Here is a 13,482-nt window from a genome sequence, read left to right on the forward strand (position 1 = left end):
GGATCTGTTCTGGAAGACATTTTTGAACCAAGGACACATGCCATGAAGGCACTCAGCAAGCAGACCCGGTCGATCAAACCGGCCGAGGTCGAAAAGAACTGGCACATCATCGACGCCGACGGTCTCGTCGTCGGTCGTTTGGCCTCGATCATCGCCAACATCCTGCGCGGCAAGACCAAGCCGAGCTACACCCCGCACGTCGATTGCGGCGATCATGTGATCGTCATCAACGTCGAAAAGGTGAAGTTCACCGGCAACAAGTCCACCGACAAGATCTACTACAAGCACACCGGCCACCCCGGCGGGATCAAGGAAACCACCCCGGCCAAGGTGCTGGGCGGCAAGTTCCCCGAGCGCGTGCTGGAAAAGGCGGTTGAGCGCATGATTCCGCGCGGTCCGCTGGGCCGTGACCAGATGCGCGCGCTGCACCTGTATGTCGGCACCGAGCACCCGCATGACGGCCAGAAGCCGCAGGTGCTCGACGTCGCTTCCATGAACCGCAAGAACAAGGTCGTTGCATAATGACTGATGAAACCACGACCGTCTCGGATCTCGCCGATCTGAAGGACATCGCCGCTGGCGTGCCGCAGGGCGACGCTGCCGAAATCGCCCGCGTCGCAGCCCCGCTGCGCGACCGCGAAATCGACGCGCAGGGCCGTTCCTACGCCACCGGCCGCCGCAAGGATGCGGTTGCCCGCGTGTGGGTCAAGCCCGGCACCGGCAAGATCACCATCAATGGCCGCGATCAGGAAACCTACTTCGCGCGTCCGACCCTGCGTCTGGTGATCAACCAGCCCTTCACCATTACCGACCGCACCGGTCAGTATGACGTGATCTGCACCGTGCGCGGTGGCGGGTTGTCGGGCCAGGCCGGCGCCGTAAAGCACGGCATCGCCCAGGCATTGAGCAAGTACGAGCCTGAACTGCGCAGCGCGGTGAAGGCCGAAGGCTTCCTCACCCGCGACAGCCGCGTGGTCGAGCGCAAGAAGTACGGCAAGGCCAAGGCCCGCCGCAGCTTCCAGTTCTCGAAGCGCTAATCGCGCTTCTGGGGGCAGTTCTCGAAGCGCTAAGGCTCCATCTTATCGAATACAGCAAAGGGCGGCCCCGCAAGGGAGCCGCCCTTTCCTTTGGCCCGCTTCTTTTTGGCCGGCCCGGGCGGCCTCAGCGTTGCAACAGCATAATCCCGAACGCGATCCCGCTACCCGACAGAAACACCGGCCAGGACCAATAGAGCTTGGCTTCGGCGATCGGCACCAGATGGATCGCCAAGGCGCCGCCAGCCGTGCCCTGCGATCCGATCACCAGCGCAATCGTGGCCGACAGGATCGCGCCAAATGTCAGGGCCTTGATCACATCCATAGCCATTCCCCCCCTGACGCAACCTGACGTCTTCGGGCAGGGTATGCCGAATAAACTCCTAAAGCGGGCAGTAGAGAAACGGTTAAGCCAAGGCCCGGTCAGATTACCGAGTCAGATTACCGGGTCAGCTGAGCGGGGGCGTGCCCGACCCGATCAGCCGCAGATGCGTGTCGATCACGCCGCCGGGATCGCAATCGATCACCCGCCAGCTGGCCGGTGCCTCATGACGCAGACGGGTGGACAGGGTGCCGGTGCCGACCGTGCGCATCGCTTGCCCGCCACTGCGGCGCACCTCGTCAAACGGTACGTGGACATGGCCCGAGATCACCGCATGCGCGCCCGCTGCGGCCAGCTCGGCAAAGGCGGCGTCACCGCCGATGGTCGGATTGTGCTTGCCCCCTTCCGGGCCGAGCAAGGGGTGATGCGCGATCACGATGATGGTGCGCGGATCACCCTTGAGCGCGGCCAGCGCGGACAGGGTCGCCCGCAGCGCGGCAGGCTTCACCACGCCGTCCGACCACGGGATGCGGGTCTGCGCGCGCACCGTGGTGCGCAGCGGCACCAGCACGACATCGGGCGATTCGAACCCGCCGCTTACCGCCGCCCGCAAGCTTTCGAACCGGCGGAAGGGATCGGTAAACCGCTCCCACGGGTTGTAATAGGGCATGTCGTGATTGCCCGGTTCGAGCACCACCGGCACGCCGAGCGCGGCAAACCATGCCCGCGCCGCTGCATATTCCGAATGCTTGGCCCGCTGGGTGAGATCGCCGGTGCACACGACGGCGGCCGGACGCTCGGCAGCGACAGCGGCGGCGACCGCATCCAGCGCGGCGCGGTCTTCCGTGCCGAAATGGACATCGCTGATATGGAACAGGCGGGTCGGCATCGCGGCCTTATACCCGCCCGCTCAGGATCAGCCAGGCCGCCCCGGCGTTGACCGCGGTATAAAGCGCATAGGCGAAGGCGTAACCCGGCCAGCCTTCGACCGACAGCAGCAGCGCAAAGAACAGCACCGCAAATTCGGACACCAAAGCGGCGCGCCGGCCCAGTGTCTGGCTGCGGGGCGGCAGGCGCACCAATAACGGGTGGCCATTGTCAAACACCGCGCGGCCCACCGCGAAATTGGCGATGCCCAGCACAAAGATCAGCAGCGTGGCCCAGTTCATCCCGGCAATATGGCGCTGCGCCGGTCGATTGGAAACCGGCATTTGTCGCCGGATCCCCGCCGTTGGTCATCCGGTCGCCGCGCCGGTCGAGCAGCGCGAGCGGGTTGATCGAAGCGCGCATGATGATGCGGCCGCAGGCGCCTATCACAGAGTTCAGCAGGGTGCCTGACACCCCCCGGATCGGACCCCCGCCCGATCTCAGGCCCCTGCATCATGGAGGATATGCCGATGAAAAATATCGCAAAACCGTTCACCCACGCGCTCGCCGCGTTCGGCCTTGCCAGCATCGCTGTCAGCCCTGCGCTGGCGAGCGAAAGGCAGACCACGAAAATCACGGTCAAGACCGGCGATCTCGATCTTGGCACAGCCGCAGGCCAGAAGGTGCTGGATCAAAGGGTCGCCAAGGCCGTGCGCGGTGTGTGCCGCACCACCAACCCGAACACCGGAACACGCCTGATGTCGCGCGATGCGATGGCCTGCCTCGCCAAGGCCCGCACAGATGCCAAACGGCAGGTCGCTGCCCTGATCGCGAATGAGCAGCGCGGCGGCTGAACCGCGCAAGCTCTCGCTCTGCGCCTGGCTAGCGGCGCAGACGTTTCGGCCCGAACCCTCCGAGTCCCTGGGGTTCGGGCCGTTTTTTTGAGCAGCTACCTTCGGTGGCGCACACCACCCGCCCCGCCTCACCGTCCCGCCATGCCCTTCACGCGCGCGAGATAGGTGCGTCCGATCCGCAGCGCCTCGCCATTGACCAGCTCGGCCGACCAGACGCCCAGGCCATCATGGCGCAGCCCGCGGATATGATCGCGGCGCAAGATGGTCGACCGGTGGATGCGAATGAACTGTTCGGGATCGAGCCGTTCTTCCAGACCCGCGATCGTCTGGAGCAGCAGATAGGATCGCCCGCCCTCGGGCCCGCCGACATGCAGGCGGACATAATCGCGCTCGGCATCGATCTGATGAACTTCGCTCACCGCGATCCGCAGCAGCTCGGACCGGTGCGGCACCCACAGCTCGTCGAGATAGCGGCTCGCCTTTTGCCGTCGCGTGCCGCGCCGAGCGACCGCGCGATCAATGGCGCGCGCCAGCCGGTCGGCAGAGACGGGTTTGAGGACATAATCCACCGCCTCCAGATCAAAGGCTTCGACCGCGAAATGATCATGCGCGGTCACGAAGATCACCACTGGCGCCTGCGGCTGCGCGGCAAAGTGGCGCGCGACGCCCAGCCCGTCCAGTTCGGGCATGGTCATGTCGAGCAGCACCAGATCGGGCTCAAGCTTTTCCGCCAGCCGCAGCGCAGCGGCGCCATCGCTTGCCGTTCCGACCACGCGCACCGTGGGAATCTCGGCACAGATCACCTGCACGCGTTCCACCGCAAGCGGTTCGTCATCGACGATCAGCGTTCTGAGGGCGGCGGTTTCCGAAGGATTATCAGTCATGGCGGGCCATCATCTTGGTCAGTGGAATGCGGATTTCGGTGCGATAGCCACCCGGTACCGGGCCGGAGACAAAGCCGATATCGGCGCCAAAGCGCGCCTCCAGCCGGTCGCGCACATTGGCAAGGCCGATGCCGAAGCCATGCGGCGTTCCCGGCGGCACGCCCGGGCCATCATCGCTGACGGTGATGACCAGCCGGTCAAACTCCTCGCGCGCGGCCACCGTGATCGTCACTTTGCGCGACACCGGGGAAACGGCATATTTCACCGAATTTTCCACCAGCGGTTGCAGGATCATCCCGGGCACGCGCGCTTCCGCCAGATCGTCGGGCAGATCAAACACGCACACCAGCCGGGTCGGAAACCGCACCGCTTCGATATCGAGATAGAGCTTTTGCAGATCGAACTCGTCGCGCAGGGACACATCGGCGGTGGGTTCGGTGGCGAGGCTGTGGCGGTAGAAGCGGCTGATCGTCTGGATCATGCGCTCGGCCCGGTCAGCCTTGCCGGTCATCACCAGCGCTGACAGGGAATTCAGGGTGTTGAACAGGAAATGCGGGTTCACCTGATAGCGCAAGCTGAGCAATTCGGCGGCCTTGGCGGCAGACCGGAACTGTTCCTCGCGGCGCTGCGAGGCGCGGGCCTGGACGCCGGCCAGCAGCGCAAAATAGGTGGAGGCCCAGGCCAGCAGCAGAAAATACCGCCCCAGCGCCACGTCGAGCAGCTTGCGCCAGAAATCGCCCGAGGTTTCAGCCTGTTCGATCAGCACGCTTTGCGAATCTGTCGGCGCGCCGCCGCTGCGGGCGGGCAGATCGATGAAGAAGTTGCCGCTTTCATCGCGCCGCAGATTGAGATTGTAGCGTTCGGCATAGGCCTGACGCTGCGCGAACTCCATGTCCTTGAACACGATGTAATTGACCTGCCCGATACCGACCGCAACGGGCAGGGCCAGCACGATCGCGGCGGAGATCTTGAGCCACAGCGGACGGTTATCGAACAATCGCAGCAGCAGCCACAGCACCATCGTCAGCGCGATGCCCGCGACGGTGACCAGCAACCGCCGCCAGCCAAGCTCGAACTGCAGGCCGAAATCCATCACCAGGCTGCGCACCGTGGTGAGGATGAAATAGGTCGCCCACAGCACCACCATCGAAAACAGCACCGTGCGGAAAGACACGGTGACTGCGGGATCGGCCGGGGCAACGGCGTTCGTCGGATCGTTCATCATTATGCCCAAAAGCGATAACGCCCCGCCCGGGCAATGGCTACCGGCGGGGGCGCATGTCGTCGGGCAGGGTCGGACCTTGGTCGAAATATGAACGCCGGTTCAGGAGGGCCCAACGACTTGGGCCCTCCCTTCATCCGCATCAGTCTCTGGGGCGGATCATGTCCGACGGCACCACCCACTGCGCAAACTGCGCTTCGGTCAGCAGGCCCAGCGCCAGCGCCGCTTCCTTCAGCGTCGTGCCTTCGGCATGGGCCTTCTTGGCGATCTTGGCGGCGTTGTCGTAGCCGATGTGGGGGTTCAAGGCGGTCACCAGCATCAGGCTTTCATTGAGCAGCTGGGTGATGCGGGTGGTGTTCGCCTCGATCCCCACCACGCAATTATCGGTGAAGGCGTGGGAGGCATCGCCGATCAGCTTCATTGATTGCAGCACGTTGTAGATGATCACCGGCTTGAAGACGTTCAGCTCCAGATGCCCGTGCGATCCGGCGACTGTCACCGCGACGTGATTGCCCATCACCTGCGCGCAGACCATCGTGATCGCTTCGCACTGGGTCGGGTTGACCTTGCCCGGCATGATCGAGGAGCCCGGCTCGTTGGCCGGCAGGCTCAGTTCGCCGAGGCCCGAGCGGGGGCCGGAGCCGAGCAGGCGGATATCGTTGGCGATCTTCATCAGGCTGACCGCCAGCACGTTGAGCGCGCCCGAAATCTCCACCATCGCATCATGCGCGGCGAGGGCTTCAAACTTGTTGGGCGCGGTGACGAAGGCGTGGCCGGTCTCGGCGGCGACTTCGGCAGCGAACGCCGTGTCGAAGCCGACCTTGGCGTTGATCCCGGTGCCGACCGCCGTGCCGCCCTGCGCCAGCTCCAGCACACGGGGCAGGGCAGCCTCCACCCGCTTGATCCCGTAACCGATCTGCGCGGCGTAGCCCGAGAACTCCTGCCCCAGCGTCATCGGGGTCGCATCCTGCAAGTGGGTGCGGCCGATCTTGACGATCTCGGCAAATTCCTTGGCCTTCGCATCCAGCGCGCCGTGGAGCTTTGTCAGCGCCGGGATCAGGTGATCGAGCGCCTCGGTCGCCGCGGCAATGTGCATCGCGGTGGGAAAGGTGTCGTTCGACGACTGGCCCATGTTGCAATGGTCGTTGGGGTGGACCGGGGTCTTGCCGCCCTTGTTGCCGGTCAGGATTTCGTTCGCGCGGCTCGCGATCACCTCGTTGGCGTTCATGTTCGACTGGGTGCCGCTGCCGGTCTGCCACACCACCAGCGGGAACTGGTCGGCCAGCGTCCCGTCAATCACCTCGCGCGCGGCCTTCACGATGGCTTCACCGATCCCGGCATCAAGCACGCCCAGCTTCATGTTGGCCTTGGCCGCCGACAGCTTCTGGACGCCCAGCGCGCGCACCAGCGCCGGGGGCATCTTTTCGCCGCCAATCGGGAAGTTGACGATGCTGCGCTGCGTCTGCGCGCCCCAGTGCATGTGGGCAGGAACCGCCACTTCGCCCAGCGAATCGGTTTCAATCCGGGTGTCTGTCCCAGCGGTCGTCATGTCACTCATCGAAGCCATCCCTCACTAAGTCGATTGAGAATCCCCTCGGGGTCGGCGCTCCCCTAAGCACCAGGGCGCGGCGAGGTCAAAGGTGGAAATCGCCGGCATCGCACGCTGCGAAAACCGGGCCAAAGGCCTTGGAACGTGGCATCGGCACGTTTATGAGAGGCTTGACTGGCTGTATTGCACATCTAATACAGTCGCGCGAAAGAACATGAGCATCATGACGACGACCCTGCCCGATACCAGCCCCCAAACCGTGGTCGCGCGCCGCGCCATGATTGACAGCCAGCTGCGCACCAGCGGCGTCAACGAGGAATATGTGCTGGCCCGGCTGCTAAGCGTGCCCCGCGAAGATTTTCTGCCCGCCAGCAAGGCATCGGTCGCCTATATCGACCGCGCGATTGCGCTGGAGGATGGCAAGCACCTGGCCGCGCCGCTGTTCTATGGCAAGCTGCTGCTGGAAGCGGCGCCCATGCCGGATGACACCGTGCTGGTTGTGGGCGGCGGCACCGGATACCTGGCCGCGCTGCTGCGCCCGCTGGTGGCTGATCTATCCGAAATGACCGCCGCCGAAGCGGCTGCGCTGACCGCAGGGGGCACGGGCCGTTACTCGCTGATCGTGGTGGATGGTGCGATTGAACAGCTGCCGGACGGCGTTGGCGCGCAGCTGGCCGAAGGTGGCCGCATCGTCACCGGTCTGGTGCTGCGCCAGGTCACACGCCTTGCCTCGGGCCGCAAGGTGGCAGGCCAGGTCAATCTTCAGCCGACCGAGGATCTAGGCATTCCCGTGCTGCACGCCTTTGATGTGCCAAAGGGCTGGACCTTCGCGTGAGCTTTCGCCGCGCTCCGCTTCGCCTGACCGCTGCTGTCAGCCTTGTGGCGCTGGCGGCGCCCGTTCAGGCCGATAATCTGCGCGAGGCGCTGGTGAGTGCCTATAACACCAACCCCACACTCGAAGGCGCGCGCGCCAACCAGCGCGCGACGGATGAAGGCGTGGTCATCCAGCGCTCGCAGGGGTTGCCCTCGGCCAACATCACCGCAACGCATATCGAATTCGTCCAGCAATCGGCCAACCAGTTCGCCGCGCCGGAACGCAACCTTGGCGTGAATGCGCAGCTGCTGGTGCCGGTCTATTCGGGCGGGGCCGTGCGCAACGGGATCGCCGCCGCCAAGGAACGGGTGGAAGCCGGGCAAGCAGACCTGCGCAACACCGAAAGCACGCTGTTTGCGCAAGTCGTGGCGGCCTATATGGATGTGCTCCGGACCGAAGCACTGGTCGCGCTGTCGACCAACAATGTCGCGGTGCTGCGCACCAATCTCGAAGCGACCAGCGACCGGTTCCAGATCGGCGATCTGACCATCACCGATGTCGCCCAGTCCCGCTCGCGCCTCGCGGTGGCGGAAGGCGAGCTGCAATCGGCCGAAGCCAACCTGATCGCCGCGCGCGAAGCCTATATCCGGCTGGTCGGGCGCGAGCCGGGGGAACTGGAAGCCCCGCCGCCGCTGCCTGGTCTGCCCGATTCCGTGGGCGAGGCGATTGTCAGCGCGCTGGAAAACAACCCCAACCTTGATGCCGCCAAGCAGCGTGCCGAGGCCGCCGGGTTTGATACCAAGGCGGCAGGCAGCGGCCGCCTGCCGACTGTCAGCGTGTTTGTGAACGGCGATTACAGCGACTTCTTCGGCACGCTCGGCGGGCCGGTTGCCGCCGACTTTGCGCAAAGCGAAAAAACCGCCAATGCCGGGGTGCGGGTCACCGTCCCGCTGTTTCAGGGCGGCCTGCCTGCCGCGCAGAAGCGTCAGGCCGGCGCGCGCGAATCGGCCGCGCTGGAAGATGTGATCGCCGCCGAACGCCAGGTTATCGCCGAAACCCGCGGCACCTATGCCAGCTGGCAGGCCGCCAATGCCGTGATCAAGAGCGCGCAAGCCGCGGTCGAAGCCGCCGAACTCAGCCTTGAAGGCCTGCGCGCCGAACAATCGATCGGCAACCGCCAGATCCTCGACGTGCTCAATGGCGAACAGGAACTGGTCAACGCCCGCGCGCAATTGGTGACCGCACGGCGCAACGCCTATGTGGCAGGCTTCAACCTGCTGGCCTTGATGGGCCGGGCCGAAGCGCGCGATCTCAACCTTGATACCGGCGGGGTGCTTTACGATCCCACCGTCAACGCACAGCGTGTCAGCAGCAAGCTGTGGGATTGGGACCGCGACCCCGAACCTGCCCCGAAATCAACCAGAACCGTTGACATTCCCCCCGCCAACGCAACAATCGGCCCGCAACTTCTGCCCGGTGAGTGATTTCGTTCCCGATTCGGGACAGGCCGGACAGCAGGGTAACAGGGCGGCGGACACAGATCATGGGCATGACGCAAGATAACGAAGCTTCGGTCGAGGAAATCCTCGAATCGATCAAGAAAGTCATCGCGCGCGACAATCGTGCCGGGGCCATGGAAACCCGGCGCCGGCGGATGCTGGTATCCGAAGATGACAATGCCGAGCCGATGCCGCTCGCCCGCACGCATCAGGTGCGCGACGCTGCCGAAGCCGGTGACGATGTGCTGGATCTGGGCGCAATGGAATATGCGCCCGAACCTTTCGATGAGCCTTCGGCCCTGCCGCTCGATCAGACGGACGAAAGCCCGCTGCTGGCCGAAACCGTGCGCGATGCGATGCAGGAAAACCTCGCCGCGCTCGCCATGCTGGCCGAACCGCCCGCCCGCCCGCAGATCGTGCGTTCGGGCGAAACCTCGCTCGAAGGCCTGACGCGCGAATTGCTGCGCCCGATGCTGGCCGAATGGCTGGAGGCGAACCTGCCCGCCATGGTGGAACAGCTGGTGCAGGCCGAAATCGCCCGGATCGTCGGCAAGCGCCGCTAAGCTCTGGCAAGAGGCGATAAGGCGGGCTAATCCCGCCGCCATGCGTAACCTCACCGTGTTCGGCGCTGTCGCCGCCGCCGCCCTTGTCGCCCTGCCCGTTGCCGCGCAAGATACGCCGGCAATCCCCGGCGTCACCGCCCCCCCGATGCGCGCGGAGGATCTGGTCACCCTCCCGCGTCTCGGCGCGCCTGCGGTGAATGCGGCGGGCACAATGGCGGTCTACAGCGTGACCATCACCGATCCCGCGACGCTGAAGCGCGCACCCCAGCATTACCTGCTCGATCTGGCCAAGCCGGGCGCCGCGCCCACCGCGCTGACGCTGCCGATCCGGGCGAGCGATCTGGCCTTTGGCGCGGATGGCGCGCTGTATTTCCTCAGCGGCGAACATCCCGATGCCGCCGCGCCGCAGCGCACCCGCGTGTGGCGCGCGGTGCTGGCGAAGGATGGAACGCTCGCCGCTCCGCAAGTGGTCGCCGAGCCGCAGCATGCCGAGATTGCGGGCTTCAAGCTCGCCCCCAGTGGCACAGCTATCGCAGTGTGGGGCGAGATATCCCGCGATTGCCCGACTTTCGGCTGCGCTGATGCCGCGCCCAAGCACCTGCCCGGCCCCGGCACCGGGCGGCTCTATGACGCCGAAGACGGCTTCGTGCGCCACTGGGATCGCTGGGCCAGCCCAGGCACCCACAACCGCATCTTCACCTTCCCGCTGGTGGATGGTGTCGCCCAAGGCGAGGGCGTGCCTGCCGACGGCCTCGACCCCGCCACCGGAATCACGGCCGACAGCCCAACCCTGCCGTTTGGCGGCGCGGAGGAAATCGCTTTCGCGCCCGATGGCAAGACGCTCTATTTCACCGCCCGCCTATCAAACGCGGCTGAACCGACCTCGACCAATCTCGATATCTACGCCGCCGACCTTTCCGGCGCCGCGCCGAAGCTGTTGACGGGGGGCAACCAGGCCACCGACTCCGCTCCCGTTCCTTCGCCCGATGGCCGCTATCTGGCATGGCTGGCGATGGCACGCCCGACGTACGAGGCGGACAAGCTGGCAGTGCAGCTGCTCGACCTCACAACCGGGCAGCAGCGCAACCTGACCAAGGATGTCGACCTGAGCTTTGCCAGCCTCGCCTGGAGCGCGGACGGCAAGCACCTGATCGCCACGGCGCAAAAGGTGCTGGATACCCCCGCCTTCAACATCGACCCCGCAACCGGCAAAGTGACCGAACTGGGCCTGATGGCCGGGAACGAGGCGCATATCGCCAATATCGTCCCCTTGCCCGGGGGCCGCGCGCTGTTCACGCGGGATTCGCTCGGCAATCCTGCGGAACTCTATCTGTCGGACGGGATGGGGCAGGCCCGCCCGCTGACCGATGTGGCCACCACCCGCATGGGCGGCCTTGCCAGCATCGTCACCCGCCGCTTCAGCTTCAAGGGCGCAGGCGGGGACACGGTGTGGGGCCAAATCACCCGGCTCGCCGATCAGACCGGGCCGATCCCGGCGCTGCTCTATATCCACGGCGGACCGCAGGGCAGCTACAACGACAGCTGGTCAAACCGCTGGAACCCGCGCGTCACCGCGTCGCAGGGTTACGCGGTGATCTCGATCGATTTCCACGGCAGCACCGGATACGGGCAGGCCTTCACCGATGCGATCAACAAGGATTGGGGCGGGGGGCCGCTGGAGGACTTGCAGAAGGGCCTCGACGCGGCGCTCGCGCTCGACACCCAGATCGATGGCACCCGCGCCTGCGCCATGGGGGCAAGCTATGGCGGGTACATGATCAACTGGATCGCCGGGCAATGGGCCGACCGGTTCAAATGCCTCGTCAACCACAACGGGTTGTTCGACAACCGCGCCTTTGCGCATTCGACCGAGGAATTGTGGTTCCCGCATTGGGATTTCGGCGGATCCTATGAAGACGCGGCGGAAACCTACGAAAAGTGGAACCCGGCCAACCACGTCGATAAGTGGAAGACCCCGATGCTGGTGGTGCTGGGGGAAAAGGACTTCCGCGTGCCTTACACCCAGGGCCTCGGCGCCTTCACGATCCTGCGCCAGCGCGGGATCCCGGCGCAATTGCTGGTCTTCCCGGATGAAAACCACTGGGTGCTCGGCGCGAAGAACTCGCTGCAATGGCACGACACCGTGTTCGCCTGGCTGGACCGCTGGCTGAAGGCGGAGCAGTCCGAGTGAACCGCGACGAAGCGCTGCTCTGCGCGCAGACCAACCTCGCCCGGCATTTTGGCGATCCGGCCAAGGGCACGGCGATCACCCGCCACATCATGCTGTGCGCGGTGTCGGAAAAGCAGAAGTGCTGTTCGCGCGAGGCGGGGGAGGAGGCGTGGGGCTTCCTCAAGACGCGCCTGAAAGAGCTGGGGCTGGTCGGCCCGCAGCGCACCGATGAAAGCGCGCGCGGCGTGGGCGGGGGCGTTCAGCGCAGCAAGGCGGATTGCCTTCAACTATGCGCGGCAGGGCCGATCGCGGTCGTGTGGCCGGACGGGGTGTGGTATCATTCCTGCTCGCCCGCCGTGCTGGAGCGCGTCATTCAGGAACATCTGGTGGGCGGGGTGCCGGTCGAGGATTACCGCCTCAACCCTGCCTAGTCATCCTTGGGCGACCAGAACTCGTCCTTGCCCGGCAGCTGATTATCGACCGATTCGTCGTGGCCGGTGCCATTGCTGAGGAACACCAGCCCCATCAGCCCGCCGCCCAGCAGCATGGTCAGGCTGATCCCCAGCGCCACGGCAATGTAGAAATGCACGGAAATCATGCCGTTATAGGCAAACAGCAGGCCCATCGCGATGGCCACGGTCAGCGTGGTCGCTGCCAGCAGCACCTTCATAATCTGGCGATAGCGCGCCCAGGCGTGGGCGGCGTTCACAGGATCATCGAGCGGGGATTTACGGGCCATGGTCCTGCCATGACGCGCGCGGGCCCGCTTGGCAACGCGCGAAAGCTGCAAGCCCTGATACGCCGCGCGCAACCCCCTGCCGCGGGCGGATTCGCCTTTTGCCGCCAAACATGGCAATTTGCCTGCCTGAGAGAGAGGGAGTCTTGCATGACCATTGCTCGTATCATCGCCCACCGCGGCCCTTCGGACATCATCGCCTGCGACGTTGCCACCCCGGTCAGTCACGCGGTCGCCGTGCTGGCCACCCGCCGCATCGGCGCGCTGCCGGTGCTGCGCGATGGCAAGGTGGTTGGCATCGTCTCGGAACGCGACGTGATCTACCGGTTGGCCGATCATGGCGGTGCGTGCCTCGATCTGCCGGTCGAACAGATCATGACCTCGCCCGCGGTTACGGTGGAGCCAGCCACCACGATCGATGATGCGCTGGCGATGATGACCCGCCGCCGCTTCCGCCATTTTCCGGTGGTCGAAGACGGCGCACTGATCGCTTTCATCTCGATCGGCGATCTGGTGAAGCACAAGATGGACGAGGTGCAGCACGAGGCCGAGGCGCTGCGCAATTATATTCAGGCGGTGTGATGGCCTTGAGCATCGCGCCCGCGCGCCCTAGATTAAGGTCATGAGCCCCGAGCCCCTGATCCTCACCCCCTCTGCTGCCAAGCGCGTGGCCTTCATCGCTTCGCGGCAGGCGCGCCCGGCGATCCTGCGCCTTGCGGTCGAAGGCGGGGGGTGTTCGGGCTTCCAGTACAAATTCGATCTCGCCGATGGGCCGGAGGCGGATGATTCCATTTCCGAAACCGACGGCGTGAAGCTGGTGGTCGATCCCGTCAGCCTCGATCTGATCGCGGGCAGCACGGTCGATTTCGTCGAATCGCTGGGCGGCGCGGCGTTCAAGGTCGAAAACCCGCAGGCTGCGGCGGGCTGCGGCTGCGGGGCCAGTTTCGGGATTTAGCCACCTGCACTCC

17 protein-coding genes are annotated in these 13,482 nt (G+C 65.3%); 10 read left to right on the plus strand and 7 right to left on the minus strand.

Going from position 1 to position 13,482, the window contains the following annotated elements; translation table 11 throughout:
• The first annotated feature begins 42 nt into the window (after positions 1-42).
• Positions 43-522, plus strand: coding sequence for a 50S ribosomal protein L13 (rplM, locus tag C0V72_RS01210; protein WP_101791397.1), 480 nt, complete (start codon positions 43-45; stop codon positions 520-522).
• On the plus strand, positions 522-1,037 hold the full coding sequence (gene rpsI / locus C0V72_RS01215; RefSeq protein ID WP_101791398.1) for a 30S ribosomal protein S9: 516 nt from the start codon (positions 522-524) through the stop codon (positions 1,035-1,037). Before rplM ends, rpsI begins: the two co-directional genes overlap by 1 nt.
• A 124-nt stretch (positions 1,038-1,161) precedes the next feature.
• Here rpsI and C0V72_RS01220 read toward each other — a convergent pair whose 3' ends face one another.
• The 3 genes from C0V72_RS01220 to C0V72_RS01230 all read right to left on the minus strand — a co-directional run bounded on the left by C0V72_RS01220 (position 1,162) and on the right by C0V72_RS01230 (position 2,567).
• Positions 1,162-1,359, minus strand: a complete 198-nt coding sequence (locus tag C0V72_RS01220; protein ID WP_101791399.1) for a hypothetical protein — start codon at positions 1,357-1,359, stop codon at positions 1,162-1,164.
• A 124-nt stretch (positions 1,360-1,483) separates the two neighbouring features.
• Entirely contained in the window at positions 1,484-2,245 is a 762-nt protein-coding gene (locus C0V72_RS01225; RefSeq protein WP_101791400.1) for a metallophosphoesterase family protein, read from the minus strand.
• Positions 2,246-2,252: 7 nt separating this feature from the next.
• Positions 2,253-2,567, minus strand: a complete 315-nt coding sequence (locus C0V72_RS01230; RefSeq protein ID WP_233999722.1) for a hypothetical protein — start codon at positions 2,565-2,567, stop codon at positions 2,253-2,255.
• A 186-nt stretch (positions 2,568-2,753) separates the two neighbouring features.
• On the opposite strand from C0V72_RS01230, the gene C0V72_RS01235 reads away from it, so the two are divergent.
• On the plus strand, positions 2,754-3,077 hold the full coding sequence (locus C0V72_RS01235) for a UrcA family protein (RefSeq protein WP_172438862.1): 324 nt from the start codon (positions 2,754-2,756) through the stop codon (positions 3,075-3,077).
• 128 nt (positions 3,078-3,205) lie between these two features.
• Here C0V72_RS01235 and C0V72_RS01240 read toward each other — a convergent pair whose 3' ends face one another.
• The 3 genes from C0V72_RS01240 to fumC all read right to left on the minus strand — a co-directional run bounded on the left by C0V72_RS01240 (position 3,206) and on the right by fumC (position 6,732).
• Positions 3,206-3,961, minus strand: a complete 756-nt coding sequence (locus C0V72_RS01240) for a LytR/AlgR family response regulator transcription factor (protein WP_101791403.1) — start codon at positions 3,959-3,961, stop codon at positions 3,206-3,208.
• On the minus strand, positions 3,954-5,183 hold the full coding sequence (locus tag C0V72_RS01245; RefSeq protein ID WP_101791538.1) for a sensor histidine kinase: 1,230 nt from the start codon (positions 5,181-5,183) through the stop codon (positions 3,954-3,956). Before C0V72_RS01245 ends, C0V72_RS01240 begins: the two co-directional genes overlap by 8 nt.
• A gap of 142 nt (positions 5,184-5,325) precedes the next feature.
• Positions 5,326-6,732: a class II fumarate hydratase gene (gene fumC / locus C0V72_RS01250; RefSeq protein WP_101791539.1), complete on the minus strand. Its 1,407-nt coding sequence runs from the start codon at positions 6,730-6,732 to the stop codon at positions 5,326-5,328.
• Positions 6,733-6,946: 214 nt separating this feature from the next.
• On the opposite strand from fumC, the gene C0V72_RS01255 reads away from it, so the two are divergent.
• The 5 genes from C0V72_RS01255 (at position 6,947) to C0V72_RS01275 (ending at position 12,209) form a co-directional block, all read left to right on the plus strand.
• Positions 6,947-7,567, plus strand: coding sequence for a protein-L-isoaspartate O-methyltransferase family protein (locus C0V72_RS01255; protein WP_324761508.1), 621 nt, complete (start codon positions 6,947-6,949; stop codon positions 7,565-7,567).
• Positions 7,564-9,030, plus strand: coding sequence for a TolC family outer membrane protein (locus C0V72_RS01260; RefSeq protein ID WP_101791404.1), 1,467 nt, complete (start codon positions 7,564-7,566; stop codon positions 9,028-9,030). Before C0V72_RS01255 ends, C0V72_RS01260 begins: the two co-directional genes overlap by 4 nt.
• A 65-nt stretch (positions 9,031-9,095) precedes the next feature.
• Positions 9,096-9,608, plus strand: coding sequence for a DUF2497 domain-containing protein (locus C0V72_RS01265; RefSeq protein WP_101791405.1), 513 nt, complete (start codon positions 9,096-9,098; stop codon positions 9,606-9,608).
• A 40-nt stretch (positions 9,609-9,648) separates the two neighbouring features.
• Complete coding sequence (locus tag C0V72_RS01270; protein ID WP_101791406.1) at positions 9,649-11,799, plus strand: dipeptidyl-peptidase 5; 2,151 nt, start codon at positions 9,649-9,651, stop codon at positions 11,797-11,799.
• A gap of 14 nt (positions 11,800-11,813) precedes the next feature.
• Positions 11,814-12,209: a (2Fe-2S) ferredoxin domain-containing protein gene (locus C0V72_RS01275; RefSeq protein ID WP_172438872.1), complete on the plus strand. Its 396-nt coding sequence runs from the start codon at positions 11,814-11,816 to the stop codon at positions 12,207-12,209.
• Here C0V72_RS01275 and C0V72_RS01280 read toward each other — a convergent pair.
• On the minus strand, positions 12,206-12,517 hold the full coding sequence (locus tag C0V72_RS01280; protein WP_101791542.1) for a hypothetical protein: 312 nt from the start codon (positions 12,515-12,517) through the stop codon (positions 12,206-12,208). The two genes, C0V72_RS01275 and C0V72_RS01280, sit on opposite strands and share 4 nt — an antisense overlap.
• 147 nt (positions 12,518-12,664) lie before the next feature.
• Here C0V72_RS01280 and C0V72_RS01285 point away from each other — a divergent pair, with 147 nt between their 5' ends.
• Complete coding sequence (locus C0V72_RS01285; protein WP_101791407.1) at positions 12,665-13,096, plus strand: CBS domain-containing protein; 432 nt, start codon at positions 12,665-12,667, stop codon at positions 13,094-13,096.
• Positions 13,097-13,136: 40 nt separating this feature from the next.
• Entirely contained in the window at positions 13,137-13,469 is a 333-nt protein-coding gene (locus C0V72_RS01290) for a HesB/IscA family protein (protein ID WP_101791408.1), read from the plus strand.
• Positions 13,470-13,482 lie beyond the last annotated feature (13 nt).

The organism is Porphyrobacter sp. TH134 (genome assembly GCF_002855495.1).
Classification (GTDB): Bacteria; Pseudomonadota; Alphaproteobacteria; order Sphingomonadales; family Sphingomonadaceae; genus Erythrobacter.

Bases quoted from the DNA above. Each gene is read 5' to 3' on its own strand.
- rplM (WP_101791397.1), top strand. From the start codon at position 43: ATGAAGGCACTCAGCAAGCAGACCCGGTCGATCAAACCGGCCGAGGTC.
- rpsI (WP_101791398.1), top strand. From the start codon at position 522: ATGACTGATGAAACCACGACCGTCTCGGATCTCGCCGATCTGAAGGAC.
- C0V72_RS01220 (WP_101791399.1), bottom strand. From the start codon at position 1,359: ATGGATGTGATCAAGGCCCTGACATTTGGCGCGATCCTGTCGGCCACG.
- C0V72_RS01225 (WP_101791400.1), bottom strand. From the start codon at position 2,245: ATGCCGACCCGCCTGTTCCATATCAGCGATGTCCATTTCGGCACGGAA.
- C0V72_RS01230 (WP_233999722.1), bottom strand. From the start codon at position 2,567: ATGCCGGTTTCCAATCGACCGGCGCAGCGCCATATTGCCGGGATGAAC.
- C0V72_RS01235 (WP_172438862.1), top strand. From the start codon at position 2,754: ATGAAAAATATCGCAAAACCGTTCACCCACGCGCTCGCCGCGTTCGGC.
- C0V72_RS01240 (WP_101791403.1), bottom strand. From the start codon at position 3,961: ATGACTGATAATCCTTCGGAAACCGCCGCCCTCAGAACGCTGATCGTC.
- C0V72_RS01245 (WP_101791538.1), bottom strand. From the start codon at position 5,183: ATGAACGATCCGACGAACGCCGTTGCCCCGGCCGATCCCGCAGTCACC.
- fumC (WP_101791539.1), bottom strand. From the start codon at position 6,732: ATGACGACCGCTGGGACAGACACCCGGATTGAAACCGATTCGCTGGGC.
- C0V72_RS01255 (WP_324761508.1), top strand. From the start codon at position 6,947: ATGAGCATCATGACGACGACCCTGCCCGATACCAGCCCCCAAACCGTG.
- C0V72_RS01265 (WP_101791405.1), top strand. From the start codon at position 9,096: ATGACGCAAGATAACGAAGCTTCGGTCGAGGAAATCCTCGAATCGATC.
- C0V72_RS01270 (WP_101791406.1), top strand. From the start codon at position 9,649: ATGCGTAACCTCACCGTGTTCGGCGCTGTCGCCGCCGCCGCCCTTGTC.
- C0V72_RS01280 (WP_101791542.1), bottom strand. From the start codon at position 12,517: ATGGCCCGTAAATCCCCGCTCGATGATCCTGTGAACGCCGCCCACGCC.
- C0V72_RS01285 (WP_101791407.1), top strand. From the start codon at position 12,665: ATGACCATTGCTCGTATCATCGCCCACCGCGGCCCTTCGGACATCATC.
- C0V72_RS01290 (WP_101791408.1), top strand. From the start codon at position 13,137: ATGAGCCCCGAGCCCCTGATCCTCACCCCCTCTGCTGCCAAGCGCGTG.